14 protein-coding genes are annotated in these 15,602 nt (G+C 38.8%); 5 read left to right on the forward strand and 9 right to left on the reverse strand.

What is annotated here, in order from left to right; genetic code table 11:
- Positions 1-54: 54 nt before the first annotated feature.
- Both cgtA and proB read left to right on the forward strand, forming a co-directional pair.
- Positions 55-1,275, forward strand: a complete 1,221-nt coding sequence (cgtA, locus tag F931_RS04830) for an Obg family GTPase CgtA (RefSeq protein WP_016140310.1) — start codon at positions 55-57, stop codon at positions 1,273-1,275.
- A gap of 15 nt (positions 1,276-1,290) precedes the next feature.
- The gene (proB, locus tag F931_RS04835) at positions 1,291-2,424 is read left to right on the forward strand and encodes a glutamate 5-kinase (protein WP_016140311.1); all 1,134 of its coding nucleotides are present in this window, start codon (positions 1,291-1,293) and stop codon (positions 2,422-2,424) included.
- 26 nt (positions 2,425-2,450) lie between these two features.
- On the opposite strand, the gene cicA is transcribed toward proB, so the two are convergent.
- Complete coding sequence (gene cicA, locus F931_RS04840) at positions 2,451-3,107, reverse strand: HAD-IB family hydrolase (RefSeq protein WP_016140312.1); 657 nt, start codon at positions 3,105-3,107, stop codon at positions 2,451-2,453.
- On the reverse strand, positions 3,074-4,282 hold the full coding sequence (locus F931_RS04845) for a DUF1615 domain-containing protein (protein WP_025470254.1): 1,209 nt from the start codon (positions 4,280-4,282) through the stop codon (positions 3,074-3,076). The genes cicA and F931_RS04845 overlap by 34 nt, the downstream gene beginning before the upstream one ends.
- A gap of 83 nt (positions 4,283-4,365) precedes the next feature.
- Here F931_RS04845 and dusB point away from each other — a divergent pair, with 83 nt between their 5' ends.
- Entirely contained in the window at positions 4,366-5,391 is a 1,026-nt protein-coding gene (gene dusB, locus F931_RS04850) for a tRNA dihydrouridine synthase DusB (protein WP_016140314.1), read from the forward strand.
- 37 nt (positions 5,392-5,428) lie between these two features.
- Here dusB and F931_RS04855 read toward each other — a convergent pair whose 3' ends face one another.
- Together F931_RS04855 and F931_RS04860 are read right to left on the reverse strand one after the other, a co-directional pair.
- Positions 5,429-6,475, reverse strand: coding sequence for an NAD(P)H-dependent flavin oxidoreductase (locus F931_RS04855; protein WP_016140315.1), 1,047 nt, complete (start codon positions 6,473-6,475; stop codon positions 5,429-5,431).
- A gap of 117 nt (positions 6,476-6,592) precedes the next feature.
- Positions 6,593-7,294 (reverse strand): VIT1/CCC1 transporter family protein, encoded by a 702-nt coding sequence (locus F931_RS04860; protein ID WP_016140316.1) that lies wholly within the window; start codon positions 7,292-7,294, stop codon positions 6,593-6,595.
- Positions 7,295-7,559: 265 nt separating this feature from the next.
- Between F931_RS04860 and F931_RS04865 the strand changes: the two genes are divergently transcribed.
- A complete protein-coding gene (locus tag F931_RS04865) occupies positions 7,560-8,777 on the forward strand; it encodes a tetratricopeptide repeat protein (RefSeq protein ID WP_016140317.1) in 1,218 nt (405 codons plus the stop codon).
- 1 nt (position 8,778) lies between these two features.
- A complete protein-coding gene (gene wecB / locus F931_RS04870) occupies positions 8,779-9,921 on the forward strand; it encodes a non-hydrolyzing UDP-N-acetylglucosamine 2-epimerase (RefSeq protein WP_016140318.1) in 1,143 nt (380 codons plus the stop codon).
- A gap of 7 nt (positions 9,922-9,928) precedes the next feature.
- Here wecB and F931_RS04875 read toward each other — a convergent pair whose 3' ends face one another.
- From F931_RS04875 to F931_RS04895, 5 genes are read right to left on the reverse strand one after another with little or no spacing between them, the layout of a single operon-like run.
- Entirely contained in the window at positions 9,929-10,825 is an 897-nt protein-coding gene (locus tag F931_RS04875; RefSeq protein WP_016140319.1) for an alpha-amylase family protein, read from the reverse strand.
- On the reverse strand, positions 10,803-12,647 hold the full coding sequence (locus tag F931_RS04880) for a hypothetical protein (protein WP_016140320.1): 1,845 nt from the start codon (positions 12,645-12,647) through the stop codon (positions 10,803-10,805). The genes F931_RS04875 and F931_RS04880 overlap by 23 nt, the downstream gene beginning before the upstream one ends.
- Positions 12,648-13,898, reverse strand: a complete 1,251-nt coding sequence (icaA, locus tag F931_RS04885) for a glycosyltransferase family 2 protein (protein ID WP_016140321.1) — start codon at positions 13,896-13,898, stop codon at positions 12,648-12,650.
- Positions 13,885-14,781 carry a hypothetical protein gene (locus F931_RS04890; RefSeq protein ID WP_016140322.1) on the reverse strand — a complete coding sequence of 299 codons (897 nt, stop codon included), beginning with the start codon at positions 14,779-14,781 and terminating at the stop codon, positions 13,885-13,887. Before F931_RS04890 ends, icaA begins: the two co-directional genes overlap by 14 nt.
- Positions 14,781-15,527 carry a hypothetical protein gene (locus F931_RS04895; RefSeq protein ID WP_016140323.1) on the reverse strand — a complete coding sequence of 249 codons (747 nt, stop codon included), beginning with the start codon at positions 15,525-15,527 and terminating at the stop codon, positions 14,781-14,783. The genes F931_RS04890 and F931_RS04895 overlap by 1 nt, the downstream gene beginning before the upstream one ends.
- Positions 15,528-15,602 lie beyond the last annotated feature (75 nt).

The raw sequence follows: 15,602 nt of genomic DNA on the forward strand, positions 1-15,602 counted from the left end.
TTTTATGAAAATATGGCAGAATAGGCGGTTTTAGAGTTTTTAGAGGATTGGCAGATGCGCTTTGTTGATGAAGCAGTCATTACCGTAGAGGCTGGCGACGGTGGCAATGGCGTAGCCAGTTTTCGCCGTGAAAAATTTGTACCATTTGGTGGCCCAGATGGTGGTGATGGCGGACGTGGTGGAAGTATCTATATTCAAGCTGATGACGATACAAGTACGCTAGTCGATTACCGTTACACACGTAAATTCCGTGCTGAGCGCGGGAAGAACGGTGCAGGTGCTAACTGTACTGGACGTGGTGGTGAAGATGTGGTTTTAAAAGTACCCGTTGGTACAACAATTGTTGATACAGATTCAGGCGATATTATTGGCGATTTGGTTGAAGACGGCCAAAGAATTCTGGTTGCTGGTGGTGGCGAAGGTGGTTTGGGGAATACTCACTTTAAATCATCAACTAACCGAGCGCCGCGTAAATGTACGACTGGTACAAAAGGTGAGTTCCGCGAAATTCGCCTTGAATTAAAAGTATTGGCAGATGTTGGTCTATTGGGTATGCCAAATGCCGGTAAATCTACTTTCATTCGTGCTGTAAGTGCTGCAAAACCAAAAGTGGCAGATTATCCATTTACAACCATGGTTCCAAACTTGGGTGTAGTCGATGCTGACCGCCATCGTTCATTTGTAATGGCTGATATTCCTGGATTGATTGAAGGTGCAGCAGAAGGTGCAGGTTTAGGAATTCGCTTCCTTAAGCATTTGGCTCGTACGCGTATTCTTTTACACATTATTGATGTACAACCAATTGATGGTTCAGATCCAGCGCATAATGCAAAAGCAATTATGAATGAACTGGTTAAGTTTTCACCTACGTTGGCGAAATTACCAGTTGTTTTAGTACTTAATAAACTTGACCAGATTGCTGAAGAAAGTCGTGAAGAGTGGTGCCAGCATATTCTAGATGAACTGGAGTGGACTGGGCCTGTCTTTAAAACCTCAGGCTTATTAAGCGAAGGTACAAAAGAAGTTGTGTATTACTTAATGGATCAAATCGAACAACAACGTGAACGCGAAGTTGAAGATCCTGAATACGCAGCAGAAGTAAGAGCTTTCCGTGAACAGCTAGAAGTTGAAACACGTGAACAAACCATTGCGGCAAAAGAAGCATATCGTGCAATGCGTCGAGCACAACGTCTCGAAAGCATGATGGATGATGATGACGATTTTGACGATGATGAAGACGACAATGATGTAGAAGTCATCTACGTTCGTGACTAGAAAACCGAGGGAAACATGATAGAAGTGGTCGATGGGCAACGTCAGCTCAGTGAGTGTAAACGAATCGTTGTTAAAATCGGATCATCTTTACTTACAGCTAATGGGCAAGGTTTAGATCTGGACGCTATTTCGCATTGGGCGAAACAGATTGCAGATCTGCACAATGCCGGACACGAAATTATTTTAGTGTCTTCAGGAGCTGTAGCAGAAGGTATGGTTCGTATGAAGCTTGCGAGTCGACCCACCGATCTACCCAGTCTACAAGCCTGTGCTGCAATTGGGCAGATGGGCTTAATTCATACTTGGTCTAGTGTGCTTGAAAACCATGGTATTCGTACTGCTCAGGTTTTATTGACTCATGATGATTTGGCAGATCGTCGTCGTTATCTGAACTCGTGTGATGCTTTGCAAAACTTGATTGATTGGCGTGTGATTCCGGTCATTAATGAAAATGACACGGTGTCTACCGATGAGATCCGTTTTGGAGATAACGATACCTTAGCTGCGATGGTGGCAGGTCAGGTTCACGCAGAATTACTGATCATTTTAACGGATCAGCAAGGTATGTTTGACTCAGATCCGCGTCATAATCCTGAAGCTAAATTACTGTCTACCGTTCGTGCTATGGATGATGATTTATTCGATATGGCCGGTGGTGGTGGTGTACTCGGGCGAGGTGGAATGGTCACTAAAGTTCGTGCTGCACGTTTAGCTGCTAAATCGGGCTGTCCAACGCTCATCGCGAGTGGTGAAAGTGATAATGTTTTATCACGTGCGATGGCAGGTGAGATGCTAGGTACTTTGTTTACTACAGATAAAGATCGTATGACAGCTCATCAACAGTGGCTTGCTGCTCATTTACAAACAGCAGGGCGTCTTGTGATTGATGATGGTGCCGTTGAAGCGATTAAATTGAAGCATCGCAGTTTGCTCCCTGTTGGGGTTAAAAATGTTGAAGGGCATTTTGATCGTGGTGATGTGGTTGAATGTGTTGATAAACAAGGTAAACGTATTGCAGTAGGTCGAGTGAACTTTAGCTCACGCTCTGCTGAAATTATTAAAGGCTTAGCCTCAGATAAGGTTTATCAAGTATTAGGTGAGGCTCGTTCACTTGAAATGATTCATCGTGATCATATGGCAATTTATTAAGTTTTATTCAAATAAAAAAGCTCGCTTTATGCGAGCTTTTTTTCTGGGGTTAAACGGGGTAAAACACGATCTTCACCAACCATATAGGGATGCGTGGCAAGGCTCAGCATATCTAGGTCTTCTGAGCTATTACCATACGCATAAATCTGATGGTAATGTTGTAGCGTATATTGCTGATGTATTCTTAACTTCTTTTGTTCACTACTACAATCCGGAGTGGAATAGTAACCCGTCATCCTACCGTTTTTAATTTGAGTCTCGGTACAAATCAACTCGATATCTAGTAATTTACAAAGTGGAGCAAGATAGACATCAATTGAAGCTGAAACTAATACGACCTGATCACCACGCAATTGATGGTGTTGTAACTGAGTAAAAATTTCAGGTGAAAGTGCAGAGACTAACTCTTGTGCGTATTCTTCACCTAATCTTTGCAATTCAATTGCAGGGGTGTCTTTAAACATGCTACGGAATAACTTGGCACGCATAGCATGGGCCGGATAAAAGTTAAGATAGTAGGCTTGAATCCATGGCAGAATTTTCAAGCCTTGCTTAACAATGTGACGCTTAGATAAAGCATAAAAGATGAACCCTGTAAAACTATCTTTACTACACAAGGTTCCATCAAAATCGAACAGGGCGAGACTTTTTATAGTCTTATTCGTTTCGCTCGTTGCATACATGTTTCATATCGTCCGTTTACGCGGGTTGCATACCAATTGGTATTATAATCACGACTTAATTTAGGCCCAGAAATCACCACTTGAGGCATTATTGCATAGAGCGGCTCTTTACCAGTTTTTGATTTATAAAGTTTAGTCAGCGCAATATAAGTTTGAGTACTTTCAAACTTTTTCTCTTTTTCTAATTTAAGATCATCACGTATCTGTCTTGGTGTAACTAAGATATTATTTTTTGCAAATACTGTAATCAGTTCTTTTTCAGACTGGCTTTGAGCTGCACGCGGATCGCCATCTTTTGTGTAAAGAAGTAGATCACCATCCAGACTAATTTCGGTATCTGTTAGAGCTTTCAGCATACTTTGGAAAGCAGCATTACGGCTAGAATACATGCCTGAGTTATAGTCTGCAAATCGATAAATAGCTTTATCATAATTTGCTGGATAAACCATTAAACGATGTATGCCGTAATATAAACCGCCATATTCTGTGTATAAGTCATCACGAAGTGCAGCGGTGTTCATGCTTGAACGTTTATTGGCTTTCGCATAGTTAATATGAACTTGCATAGAACCCAGTGTGGTAATAGGGTTCATTTTCTCGCCAATATCTTGACCAACCAATTTGGCTGCACCTGTTAATGCGCTCACATGATAATGTTTAGCCATGAAATCGAAGATTTCTCGGTAAAGTAAGTCGAGTTCTTTCTCGGTTTTAACCTTACGCATTTGACTCATATAGTTGTTATCAGGAGAGGGCTGAGTTCTTAGCACTTCTTCAAAATAACCGGCAATTGTTCCGCCAATGGTTTTGCCCAGCTTATCTTCAAACTTTTCATTTAAGCGTGTGCTAACTTCTTCAACCGCCTTTTGACCTAATCCCGGCACTTGAGGGTTGGCAACAAAGTTAGATTCTTGATCAACTACAGCCACAATACTACAGACATTTTTCTTGGTTTTAGCAATATCCAAGTCTTTCATAATGTCATCAATATCTTTAGCCCATGACTCACGGTCATGCACACGCGATGGAATTAGACGTTTAATCTGTTGGCTTTCTAGTTCGGGCTCATCATCGTTTGACCACCAAGCTTTATCACCACAAGCAGCTAAACTCATGCATACGGCGACCATACCGAATGATTTTAATAAAAAACGGGAAGACAACGGTTTGTTCATGGCGAGGAAAGCACCTGCATAAAAAGATGAGCCGATTAAGCGGATGAAGTATACTATGTTGATCATCAATTGTATGAATATATATGTATATTGGTCCCTATCAACTGTCAAATAATTTAATTGTTGCTCCTATGGCCGGAGTCACAGACCGTCCATTTAGAACACTCTGCAAGTATTTTGGCGCAGGTCATGCAGTCAGTGAAATGATGACTGCTGATAAAACTTTGCGGATGAGCAAGAAAAGCCTTTACCGTGCGAACTTTGATGGCGAACTCGCTCCGATCTCTGCTCAAATTGCAGGTTCTGATCCTGAGCAATTAGCAGAGGCGGCACGCTATCAAGTCGCAAATGGTGCACAAATTGTTGATATCAATATGGGATGTCCTGCTAAGAAAGTATGTAACAAACTTGCTGGTTCAGCATTACTACAAGATGAAGACTTAGTGGCTCGTATTCTTGATGCAGTTGTCGCGGCTGTTGATGTTCCCGTGACTTTAAAAACCCGTTTGGGCTTTTTAAATGGTCAAGAAAATATTTTAAGAGTCGCAAAAAGGGCAGAAGAAGCGGGAATTGCTGCACTAGCCTTACATGGTCGTACCCGTGAAGACATGTATTTAAATACAGCACGTTATGATTTGATTAAACATGTCAAAGAATTAATAAATATTCCACTTATTGCGAACGGTGATATTGATAGTCCTGAAAAGGCGAAATATGTGCTCGACTATACTGGTGCCGATGCAATCATGATTGGTCGTGCTGCTCAAGGTCGACCCTGGATTTTTCGTGAAATTGCGCATTATTTAAAAACTGGAGAGCACTTAGCTGCGCCTAATATTGAAGAAGTCAAAGATGTACTTTTAGGACATTTGTCTGAGCTATATCAATTTTATGGCGAATACTCTGGATGTCGTATTGCCCGTAAACATATTGCTTGGTACACAAAAGGCTTACGTTCAAGTAACGAATTCCGCCAAAATATGTATAAAGTTGAAAGCACTGCTGAACAAGCATTAGTGGTCGAAAACTATTTTAATGAGTTATTGGCTGAAGGTAATTTAATGAGTGATGTGCAAGTTGAGCAGGTTAACTTATTGCAGACTCATTAAATAAAAAGCCAGTAAAAGTTTACTGGCTTTTTTAAATTTACTCATCTTCTAGCATTTCTACGACCAGTTGGTTAACCAGATCAGCAGCAGCTAATTCACGTATTTGTGAGACATTACTACCCGCCCAAAAAGCACCAAAGCCATAGTCTTTATTTTTGCTTGCAATTGCATTGAGCTGCTTAGCCAAATCATAGGTATATGGATATTCGGGTTGAAGAGGGCGACTAGGTAAATCAATTTGTGTGTGCCAATGGTTGAGCAGGCCGCGGGCAGGACGTCCAGAAAGACTGGCACTGATTTGCGTTACAGACTCATTAAATAAAGCTTTACGGTATTCGACAGATGCATTTGAAGATGGGCATTGAACGAAGGCAGTTCCGAGTTGAACAGCAGTAGCTCCTAAGCTCAACATATGTCGTGCTTGTGCTCCATTCATAATACCGCCAGCGGCTACCACAGGTCGTTTGCAATGTTGGACAATCAGATGTACTAAATCACTGGTTTTAATTGCTGCATCAAAGGTTTTATTAAAGATTCCACGATGTCCACCAGCTTCAATCCCTTGAGCAATAATAATATCAATACCAGCCGCTTCAATGGCTTGTGCTTCAACTAAATTGGTAGCAGATACCATAGTGATAATTCCGGCATCTTTTAACGCCTGAATTTGATGAGGATGGGGAATACCAAAATGAAAACTGACAGCTTTAGGTTTGGTTTCTAATACGACATTTAAAAAATCATCGTTATCAAGAAAACTTGGATAAATACAGTTTAAGTTTTGAGGAGGCTGTTCTCCGAACTTTTCAAATTGTGGACGTAAATATTCAATCCACTGTACTGATGTTTGAGGATTAAGTTGTTCGGGCTGATGGCAGAAAAAATTAACCTGAAATGATTTTTCTGTAAGTGTTTGGGTTTTTAAAATCTGTTCTCGAGCACTTTGCGCTGTATTGGCACCTAGACCTAAGGACCCCAGACCACCCTGATTAGAAACTTCTGCGGCAAGTTCAGGTGTAGATACACCTGCCATAGGAGCAAGAAAAATCGGATGTTTAATTTCAAGTTGTTGTAATAGGGTCATTTTATTCACCTCATTTCTTTATCTTCACCATAGCGTGAAAACCGAACCAAGCGCAAATAATATTGGGCATTTAGTTTTTAAATATTTATTTCTTAAATATTTAAAAGTTCTGATTTTTTAAAGTGGAGAAACATGAAATAAAGACCCGATCCAGCTTGAAAAAGCCATCGCTAAAATTCCCCACAAGGTAATGCGTAAACTTCCTTTAAGTTTAGACGTACCTGCGAAATGACTGGATAGCGCCCCTAAAAAAGCTAATGAAATAATGCCAAATATTAAAACTGTTTTTTCAACCCAAATTTCTGGACTGAGTAAAATAGCCAGCATGGGAAACAACGCCCCAAATGAAAATGAGCCAGCTGAGGCTAATGCGGCTTGGATAGGATTTGCTGCGGTATTTTCATGAATACCAATTTCATCGCGTGCGTGAGCACCTAAGGCATCATGATGTGTAAGTTGTGTAGCAACTTGTCGAGCTAAATCAGGCTCTAAACCTCGGGCTACATAAATTTGAGTGAGTTCATCCAGTTCACGTTGCGGATGCTTTTTAAGTTCTTGTGCTTCAAACTTTAAGTCCGCTTTTTCAATATCTTCTTGTGATTTTACTGAAATATACTCTCCGGCAGCCATAGAAGTTGCACCGGAAATTAAACCCGCAATGCAGGTAATAAGAAGCGTATGAGCAGTGGCTCCACTTGCAGCCATTCCCATGATTAGACTTGTAACAGAAATGATCCCGTCATTTGCACCTAAAACGGCTGCCCTTAACCAACCTGAGCGGTGAATAAAGTGATGTTCTGAGTGTTGGGAAAAGGACATGACTTTACCTTTTTTAGTTATAAATTTTTATCTTATCCTATAAGATTATTTACAATAATACGATTAAAAAATGTGTCATGATAGGAAAAACAAACAGATAAGTACTTTTTAAAACATAATATAAAAGGAGATAAAATGAACAACTTATGGAAGGCTTCTATAGACTTAAATAGTGCAATTTATGAGTTTAATTATAATACTTATTGATTAAATTTTAATTCTATTTCTACGCAAACATTCTATCTACTTTCAACTAGAGGTCTCAATGAATAGCAAAACAATAAAATCTCTAACCCGTTCCTTTATCGTTATAGGTTCGATCTGTCCAGCTTTAGGCCTCTTAAGTGTTGAGACTACCTTTGCCCAAGAGATTGTTACTCAAGAATATAAACCGGGTAATCCGATTTATGATAAGTGGGACCAATTTTATAAAATTGAAAAGACTCAACCTGAAAATGCCGAGAAGTTATTATTAGAACTTGGAGAGATGACACCGCAAGATATTAAAGTCTGGAAAAGCTTAACTTATTTACAGATTCAGCTAGGGAAACAAGAAGCTGCTTTGCAAAGTTTGAGAAAAGCAGAAGCATTGGACCCAGCAGATGATAATTTAAAATTACAAGAAGCCTATTTGCTCAATTCTCAAAAAAATAATAAAGAGGCTTTAGTGGTTTTTAAGGAGCTTACACAATCAAAAGATGCTGATATTGCCACCAAAGCGACACAGGCCGTAAAAAATCTAAGTGGAGGGGAAGCCAAAACTTATTTCCGAGATGTTTATTTTGCGCCTTCATATGAGTCACGTTATGACGATGTGATTTTCCCACTTAAAGCTCGCTATGGTAAGAACCTCGATAATGGTCGAGCACAGGTTTATGGTTTTTTAAATCTAAACCGTGATACTCAATCTCAAGGTGGTGTACGACCTGAAATTATTGATGAAAATGCAGTAACTCTAGGTGTGGGCGCTAATTATCAACCTTGGACTTCTATACCTGTGCGCATGTATTTAGAAGTGGGGGGAAGCTACGATCTGATTGATCGAAATAGAGATAAGTTTCGTGAAAGTGTTGTCGGTGGGGTGACAGGTTATCAAGAGTGGTATTCTCAAAATAGTTGTAATCAGTCACTTTGCTTTAATGATTACTTCACTGATTTATATGGCAATGCAGCGACTTATTCTAGAGAAGATTATAACGTTATTGGTGATTTGAGATTACGTACGGGTCTGAATGTCTATAAAGGCGAGAACGGAACTGTACAGGCTTATATGAAATTGCATGGCTTAGCTGACAGTAAAGATGAATATTACAATAATTTATTTGAATATGGCCCCGGCATTTCATGGCAGCCTTTTAATTATCAACCTATAAAATTACGTGTAGAACGATTATATGGCAATTACTTTAAAGATGTGCCAGTAAATACGAAAGATCATTACAACAATACTCGAGTAGAACTCGTTTTTTATAAGGATTTTTAAAATGAAGAAAGTTTTTATATCTATTGTATTTGGAACCCGTCCTGAATTAATCAAACTTGCTCCTGTTATTTTATTGGCAAAACAAGATCCTCGCTTTCAAGTTGAGGTAATTTTTACTGGACAACATGATGAATTGGTCAGAGATGCGATAGATTTCTTTGGGGTTGAAATTGACCACCGTCTTAAAATTATGAATGCTGGACAAAGTTTAAACCAGCTATTAATTCATGGTTTGAGTCAAATCGAGAATGTATACGCTGACGGACAAAAAAGAGATGCAATTGTTATTCAGGGGGATACAACAACTGTGTTAGCCGCTGGATTAGTCGCGTTTTCAATGAAAGTTCCTGTTGCGCATGTTGAAGCTGGTTTGCGTTCTTATGATTTGGATCATCCCTTTCCTGAAGAGGGAAATCGTCAGTTAGTTTCACGTATTACCAAATGGCATTTTGCCCCGACTGAACAATCAAAAAGAAATCTACTTAATGAACAAATTCCGCCAGAACTCATTACTGTTACAGGTAATACAGTTGTTGATGCGGTGTATTTAGGACGTAAGTTAATTTCCGAAAAATCGGATTTGAAGAATCAGCTTGAACCTTATGGAATTCAATTAAAGCAGGATGACAAAGTTGTACTTATTACTGCTCATCGTCGTGAAAACTTTGGTGGTGGAATTCAAAATATTTGCAATGCGGTTGAGCATTTAGCCCAAGACCATCCTGATTTACATTTTATTTGGCCAGTCCATTTAAACCCAGCAGTACATGATGTGGTTCATGATAAGTTTAAAAATCATTCGCAGATCCATCTGGTTAAACCATTAGACTATCCTAGTTTATTGGCAGTCATAGACCGATCTACTTTTATTTTGACGGACTCAGGTGGCTTACAAGAAGAGAGTCCATCATTTAATAAGCCAGTTTTAATCTTACGAGACACCACAGAGCGGCCTGAAGTTGTTGAAGTTGGGGCAGGTGTTTTAGTCGGTACAAACCAACAAAAAATTATTGAAGAAGCTGAAAAGCTGCTCACTGATCAACAGCACTATGAGAAAATGGCGCATGTAGAAAACCCATTTGGTGATGGGCAAGCTGCTCAACGTATTCTCGATCAAATTGCCAAATCTTATGAATTGGCGTAATGGTGAGTTAAGAATTCTTCTCACTTATGGATTTATTAACACCACCATAAGTGAGTCGGTACCATAAGCTCACAATATTAACGCACCAATGGCTCATGTAATGAGGACCATCAAAAATATAAACAGTTTTGCCTTCATACGCTTTTAGCTGAGAAATAATTTCCCAAGGATACGCGGCTCTAAATTGCCCATTCTTTTTTACCCTAAAAGCTTCTAACACTATAATTACTCTATCTTTCCCAAGCTTCTGTTCAAGTTGTTCTAAAATATGTTTGGCTTGTTGAGGGGAGCGGACACCCACGCCAACACCATCTTGAAAAAAAACTCCAGTATGGTCAGGTAGCCAGCTTTTAACCCATAAATCATAATGTTCAGGTTCGCTTTCGCCACTATAAATACTTACCCAGACTGGTGAGGGGAGTTTAGATAATACATGACCCAAAGCACTTACTCTTAGCCAAGTTGGATCTGCTTCTACTGGAAAATAATAACCTTTAGGTGCTATTTTTTGTTCTTTTATAATTTGGGTAGATTTTTCACCTAACTCAATGACATTAGCTCGAGCTTTAGGTTCATTATATTCACCTGCTAAGCCCAATATGATGTTTTTTGCCCAAGGTTCTTGTTTAATTTTTTCTAAATTAATAGCTTTTTCCCATTGTGGAAAATTTGATTCTTTCCACCATGATTTAGATTCAACCACAGACCATTGGGGAACAAAGGTATCCACACCTAAATAGTGCCAATTTCCCTCTGGTGGAGTTGTATCATTGTCGGGCTGCCAAAAAATGCCTTCAATATGAGGGGCTTGACCTTGATGTTTGAAAAGCCCCGCATATGCGATGACACTACATATAATTAAAATAATAAATGCAGCTATTTTAATTGGTATCTGTTTTCTCATTATTTCGTCTTAACCAGTACCACAAGAAGATAATTATTATCATAATTGCAGAGATAATCACAACTAATAAGAAGAAAGAAGACTGTTGGACTAAAGGAGCCTTTTGATTACCGACGATGAGTTTTTGTAAAACATAAATATTTCCATTTTCCGAAACTAACATTTTGGTCACGTTATTTGGAATTTTATGTTGGATCTTTTCCCAAAGGTGCATAAACGTTTGTGCACCACCTTCGGAATCAGTAATCACATCAAAGCGATTATTGTTATAACTAACAATGAAGCCATTCTGCGCAGCAGGTGCATAAATAATATCCTGATGCATTAATACCTGTTGCTGATAAATATCTTTATTCACACGGACATTTACGGATTGTGGCGCGTTCGGTGAATAACGGACTAGATTGAGAGGCATTGGTGCTTCTGTCAAAAGCATTTTTTTCGCCGTTTGACCTAATACAATAGCAATATTTAACGCACCTGATTGATCATCAATCGCAATAGTCGGAGTCGTTGCTAAAGTCATTGAAATTGCCGCTACCCCATTTTTGAGTTTATGAGGAAGCTTTACAGTAGATTTGGCTGTGTCAATCCAAAGTGAACCATGTGCATTAGGTAAACACTGAGAATTGGCAATGACCGAGTTTTCTAGCTTTAGACTAAAATTTGTTGTATTAGAAATGGCTTTTGCAAAAATATTGAACTGACGGTTTACCGGGTCGGAAGCCAGATCCGCCGTTTTCATACTTCCTGCAAGCCCGCCATCAATCCAAGCCGTAATATTAGAACCTTGTAATAAACCACTTTGAATACGAAGCGCAATTTGTCCTTGCAAAATATCAGTTGGTTGCCATACCGCAGGGAAATCAAGGAACAAGTTTTTTTCGGCGTGATTTAATCTGAAATCTTGAATGCCTAAATCAGCGAGTGTATCGATTTTTTTAAATTGAGCCCAAGTTGGATGGGATATCGTATTTGGGAAAAGTGCACTTCCTGTACTCAATTGTTGTACATAAGAAGGATTAATTAACCCATTTATTGCACTCGTTAAGTCTTGTTGCGTGTGGTAAGTAATGGAGAGTGTAGACACACCATCTACAGGTTTCGTAATTTGTACTAATGCTCCGCCTTTTAGTGGGGCTGGTGAGCGAATAATTTCAATAATAAAGTTTGTTTCCGGATTTAAATTTGTTTGACCTGAATCGACCCATTCAATAGGGGTTATTGAAGTCCATGAACTTGCCAATCTAGCGAGCATGGAAGCTTCTGTAATCTCATTACGATTATATTTTAAAATCCCCACAAAGGGAGTTGGACGTCTCGCTTGTGGGTTAAATAAAGCATCTGGCAAGTCTTTTAAACGGTATTCATTACGAATAGGTGTAAAGTCGAGTTGGGAATTGCTTAAATAAGTTAGGTGATCAATATCTTCTGTACAGAATGTTTCTCTGGTTTGATTAAGCGTAGATGGTTTCGCATATTGTTGAATAATAAAATCCAAACGATGAAAGCCACTCTGACTTGCGGGGATATCAAATTTGAATTGACCATCACCGCTCAACGTAGTGTTATAAATCAGTTTATCATCATATTTTACGAGTAAAGTTGTATCACTTTCCGTGGAATAATCACTTGAAAATTGAATGCTTTGCCACTGGGCACCTTTTCCAATATAGAAAAAATGTGGCTCGACTGTATATTTGGTTGAGGTACTAATATCGTCGAGTTTCCATGTGTACGCATGAGCAGACATGGCGAGTATAAGACTGGTGCTGGCAAGGAGCACTTGAGCTGTTTTATAAAGATCAAAAGTCTTTTTCATTTATTTTTTCTCCTTGCTACGTTCCGTTTTGTACCATTGAAGGGAATTACCCTGTATTTTATTTTTAAGCATGTCATATGCGGCTTTAAATACAATAAAAAGAAAGATTTGTGAGTAACTTACATAAGATATAACAGAGTAAAAGTAGAGTTCTGGTTTAACTTTTTCGAGCGAAAGGGTAAACCACATTTGTGCGACATATAGGCAAAATGAAAGCCCCCACAAAGTGGTAAATGGCCCCGGAACTGAAATACCTGCAATATCAAGCAACCCAAGAGTTAAAGTGATATGACTCCAGAATAAAGCGGGTACAAAAAGTATGTAGCACATAATGTTATTTAGAATTTCAATTCCGATAGGAAAAGGCGTTCTTAACGCTACGGGTAAATATTTACGAGTTACATAAAAATTACCTTGAGTCCAACGGGAGCGCTGTTTAACAAATACACTTAAAGAGGGTGGGTCTTGCTGCCAACCAATTGCATAAGGCACCCATTTAATCCGTTTTTGGCCGATAAAAATCCTAAAACTCATTTCCGTATCATCGACTAATGATTTTTCATCAAAACCACCCAAGGTTTCTAAAGCATCACGCCAAATGACATAGTTTGTGCCCATTAATGTCGATAATTCAAAACGTTGCCAACGCCCGCCTTGGAAAATCCATTGAAAAAAGATGAATTCGATTGCGATAAATCGGGTCAAAATACTATCTTGCCAGTTGCGCGTTCTTACTTTGCCATTCACAGCGACTAGCTTTTTATCGGCAAGAAGGGTTTGAGCGAGCAGGCGAACACAATCGGGTTCTGGTGTACTGTCCGCATCATAGACAACAATCAATTCGCCTTTGGCATGGGGAAGGCCATTATTCAGCGTTCTAGATTTACCTTTGCCCCCCATTCCTTTAGGAACATTGACAATTTTTATGCAAGGATAAATCTGTGCCAAATTTTCGGCAATTTCTAAGGTGTTATCTTTAGATCCATCATTAATCAGTAGAACTTCATATGCTTCGGCTGGGTAATCTTGTTGAGCAATTGCATGCAAAGTATCTTCAATCACAACGCCTTCATTGTAAGCAGGGATCAAGACACTCAGAACGGGCCACTTCTCTGGTATAGGAAGGTTTTGTAATTCTTTTTCCGCTGTTTTTGAATATTTCCAAGCTTGATAACTTAACCATGCCCAAAATGCTTGTGGAATCCAAATCCCTAAAAAACCAAATAAAAAGAGAATATCAATTGGAGCCATTTGTTCGTACCCTCCTGATAATAGAAGAGATGAGCAACAATAGTAAAATTAGCCCGACTACCAGTGAAAACCAAGATATATAACTACCAAATGTACCGAGAAGGTTTGGATAACTACTTGTTAAAATAAGGTCAAGCGGAACTACAACAGTGCTTAGCCCAATGAAAATATAGCCAAGAAGGCTTGTTTTTACTTCTTCGGGTGTACTTACATAATTGATATTATTAAATTTCCAAGAGATACCGAGTTGAGGGTATCGGATATTTGTTGTTGGTAAATCAGCAGGAGGATTAATAATAATTTCATAACCAGACATATGGTTATTAAAACTTTTAGCTGAGTAGAATAAATGTTGGCCTTGCAAGATTTCTCGTGAAGGTAGGGGAAGCTGTGCCGGATTAAATTGAATAATATAGCTACCCGCAGGTTGTGAAATTAAATTTTCATCCCAACCTGTTGAAACAAAAGCAGCCATGGGCCGTAAACCAATAGCAGTGGAAAATGTGGCTTTGGCCGCAAAATATTGAGGTTGCTCTGATTTATAGAGTGCAATCGGAATCGCGCCTTGGCTTACTGCTTCTTTGAGCAAGAAATAATGAGGAAATCCGAATACTTCATCCGGTAATATAATGCCAGGCTTAATTCCTTTGTGAATCAGCTGTTGAAAACTATCTGAACTGATTTGGTCAATTGTAAAAACAGGCCACCATGTATCTTGATATGGGAAAAACATAGAAAGATCATCTGTACTCTGAACTTCTTTTTTATTTTGTTCTGCTTTAATTTCACAATGATAATATTGGCGGTAGAACTGTTGTAAAGTAGCGTCTGGATATTGGCTAGAAGCAATAATAATTCCACAAATATTAAGAAGATTGGACATTAGTTCATCTCCTCAGGCGGAATAGGAATAACTTTATATTCCACCTCAAGACGTAGTGTCATAATTTCTCTTAATTTTTTAATAAAATCAGGTTCTTCATCCGTTTTTTGGTTGCGAATTACAATACTGTATATTTTTTCAAGATCATCATCGGCAAATTGGAAAATAATTTCTTGCGGCTGATGTTGGCTCAAAATTTTGATCATTTCATTTTGAGTGGTTTTCCATACATCATCACCTAACATTTCTTTAATTAAGCTTCGGTTGAGAATTTTGATTTCAAATACTTCATAGTCTTGTATTTGATGATGATCGAGAAGTTTAAAGAAACTACGTTGAAAGTACTTGAGTGCACTTAGCGGGAAAATATCACGTCGGTAATTACGGTCATAGCTTTGAATGTCACGGTACTTTTGGACATTAATTTCAATATTATGGCGTATAGCGCTAAGAAAAAGAGGAATAAGAGGGATAATAAAAAGTAAAAGAAGCTGCCTTTCAATATGGGTTTGTGCACTTAAATCAAGCAAGAAATATACAGCAACCCCTACGAAAGCGATTAGCCCAACGATTAAAGATGCACCAACTTGTAAAAAAGCTCCAGAAATTAAAAGAATAAGGATGAAAATCCAGCTTCCTCTAAAACTTACAGGCAACCACTCATACGCTACTATGCCCATAAATAGATGAGCTGCGATAATCCATAAGACGAGTGTTCTTCCAGGGTTCTTTTGTTGTTGTTGCATGTGAGCTATGGTTACCTTCTGGTAATGATAGTTTTTATACTTTTATTACTAAATGTGAGGTATTACGAAGTTATT

This window comes from Acinetobacter pittii ANC 4050 (assembly GCF_000399685.1).
Lineage (GTDB): Bacteria > Pseudomonadota > Gammaproteobacteria > Pseudomonadales > Moraxellaceae > Acinetobacter > Acinetobacter pittii_E.

Coding starts and splice junctions, on each gene's coding strand:
- cgtA (WP_016140310.1), top strand. CDS start 55: ATGCGCTTTGTTGATGAAGCAGTCATTACCGTAGAGGCTGGCGACGGT.
- proB (WP_016140311.1), top strand. CDS start 1,291: ATGATAGAAGTGGTCGATGGGCAACGTCAGCTCAGTGAGTGTAAACGA.
- cicA (WP_016140312.1), bottom strand. CDS start 3,107: ATGTATGCAACGAGCGAAACGAATAAGACTATAAAAAGTCTCGCCCTG.
- F931_RS04845 (WP_025470254.1), bottom strand. CDS start 4,282: ATGAACAAACCGTTGTCTTCCCGTTTTTTATTAAAATCATTCGGTATG.
- dusB (WP_016140314.1), top strand. CDS start 4,366: ATGTATATTGGTCCCTATCAACTGTCAAATAATTTAATTGTTGCTCCT.
- F931_RS04855 (WP_016140315.1), bottom strand. CDS start 6,475: ATGACCCTATTACAACAACTTGAAATTAAACATCCGATTTTTCTTGCT.
- F931_RS04860 (WP_016140316.1), bottom strand. CDS start 7,294: ATGTCCTTTTCCCAACACTCAGAACATCACTTTATTCACCGCTCAGGT.
- F931_RS04865 (WP_016140317.1), top strand. CDS start 7,560: ATGAATAGCAAAACAATAAAATCTCTAACCCGTTCCTTTATCGTTATA.
- wecB (WP_016140318.1), top strand. CDS start 8,779: ATGAAGAAAGTTTTTATATCTATTGTATTTGGAACCCGTCCTGAATTA.
- F931_RS04875 (WP_016140319.1), bottom strand. CDS start 10,825: ATGAGAAAACAGATACCAATTAAAATAGCTGCATTTATTATTTTAATT.
- F931_RS04880 (WP_016140320.1), bottom strand. CDS start 12,647: ATGAAAAAGACTTTTGATCTTTATAAAACAGCTCAAGTGCTCCTTGCC.
- icaA (WP_016140321.1), bottom strand. CDS start 13,898: ATGGCTCCAATTGATATTCTCTTTTTATTTGGTTTTTTAGGGATTTGG.
- F931_RS04890 (WP_016140322.1), bottom strand. CDS start 14,781: ATGTCCAATCTTCTTAATATTTGTGGAATTATTATTGCTTCTAGCCAA.
- F931_RS04895 (WP_016140323.1), bottom strand. CDS start 15,527: ATGCAACAACAACAAAAGAACCCTGGAAGAACACTCGTCTTATGGATT.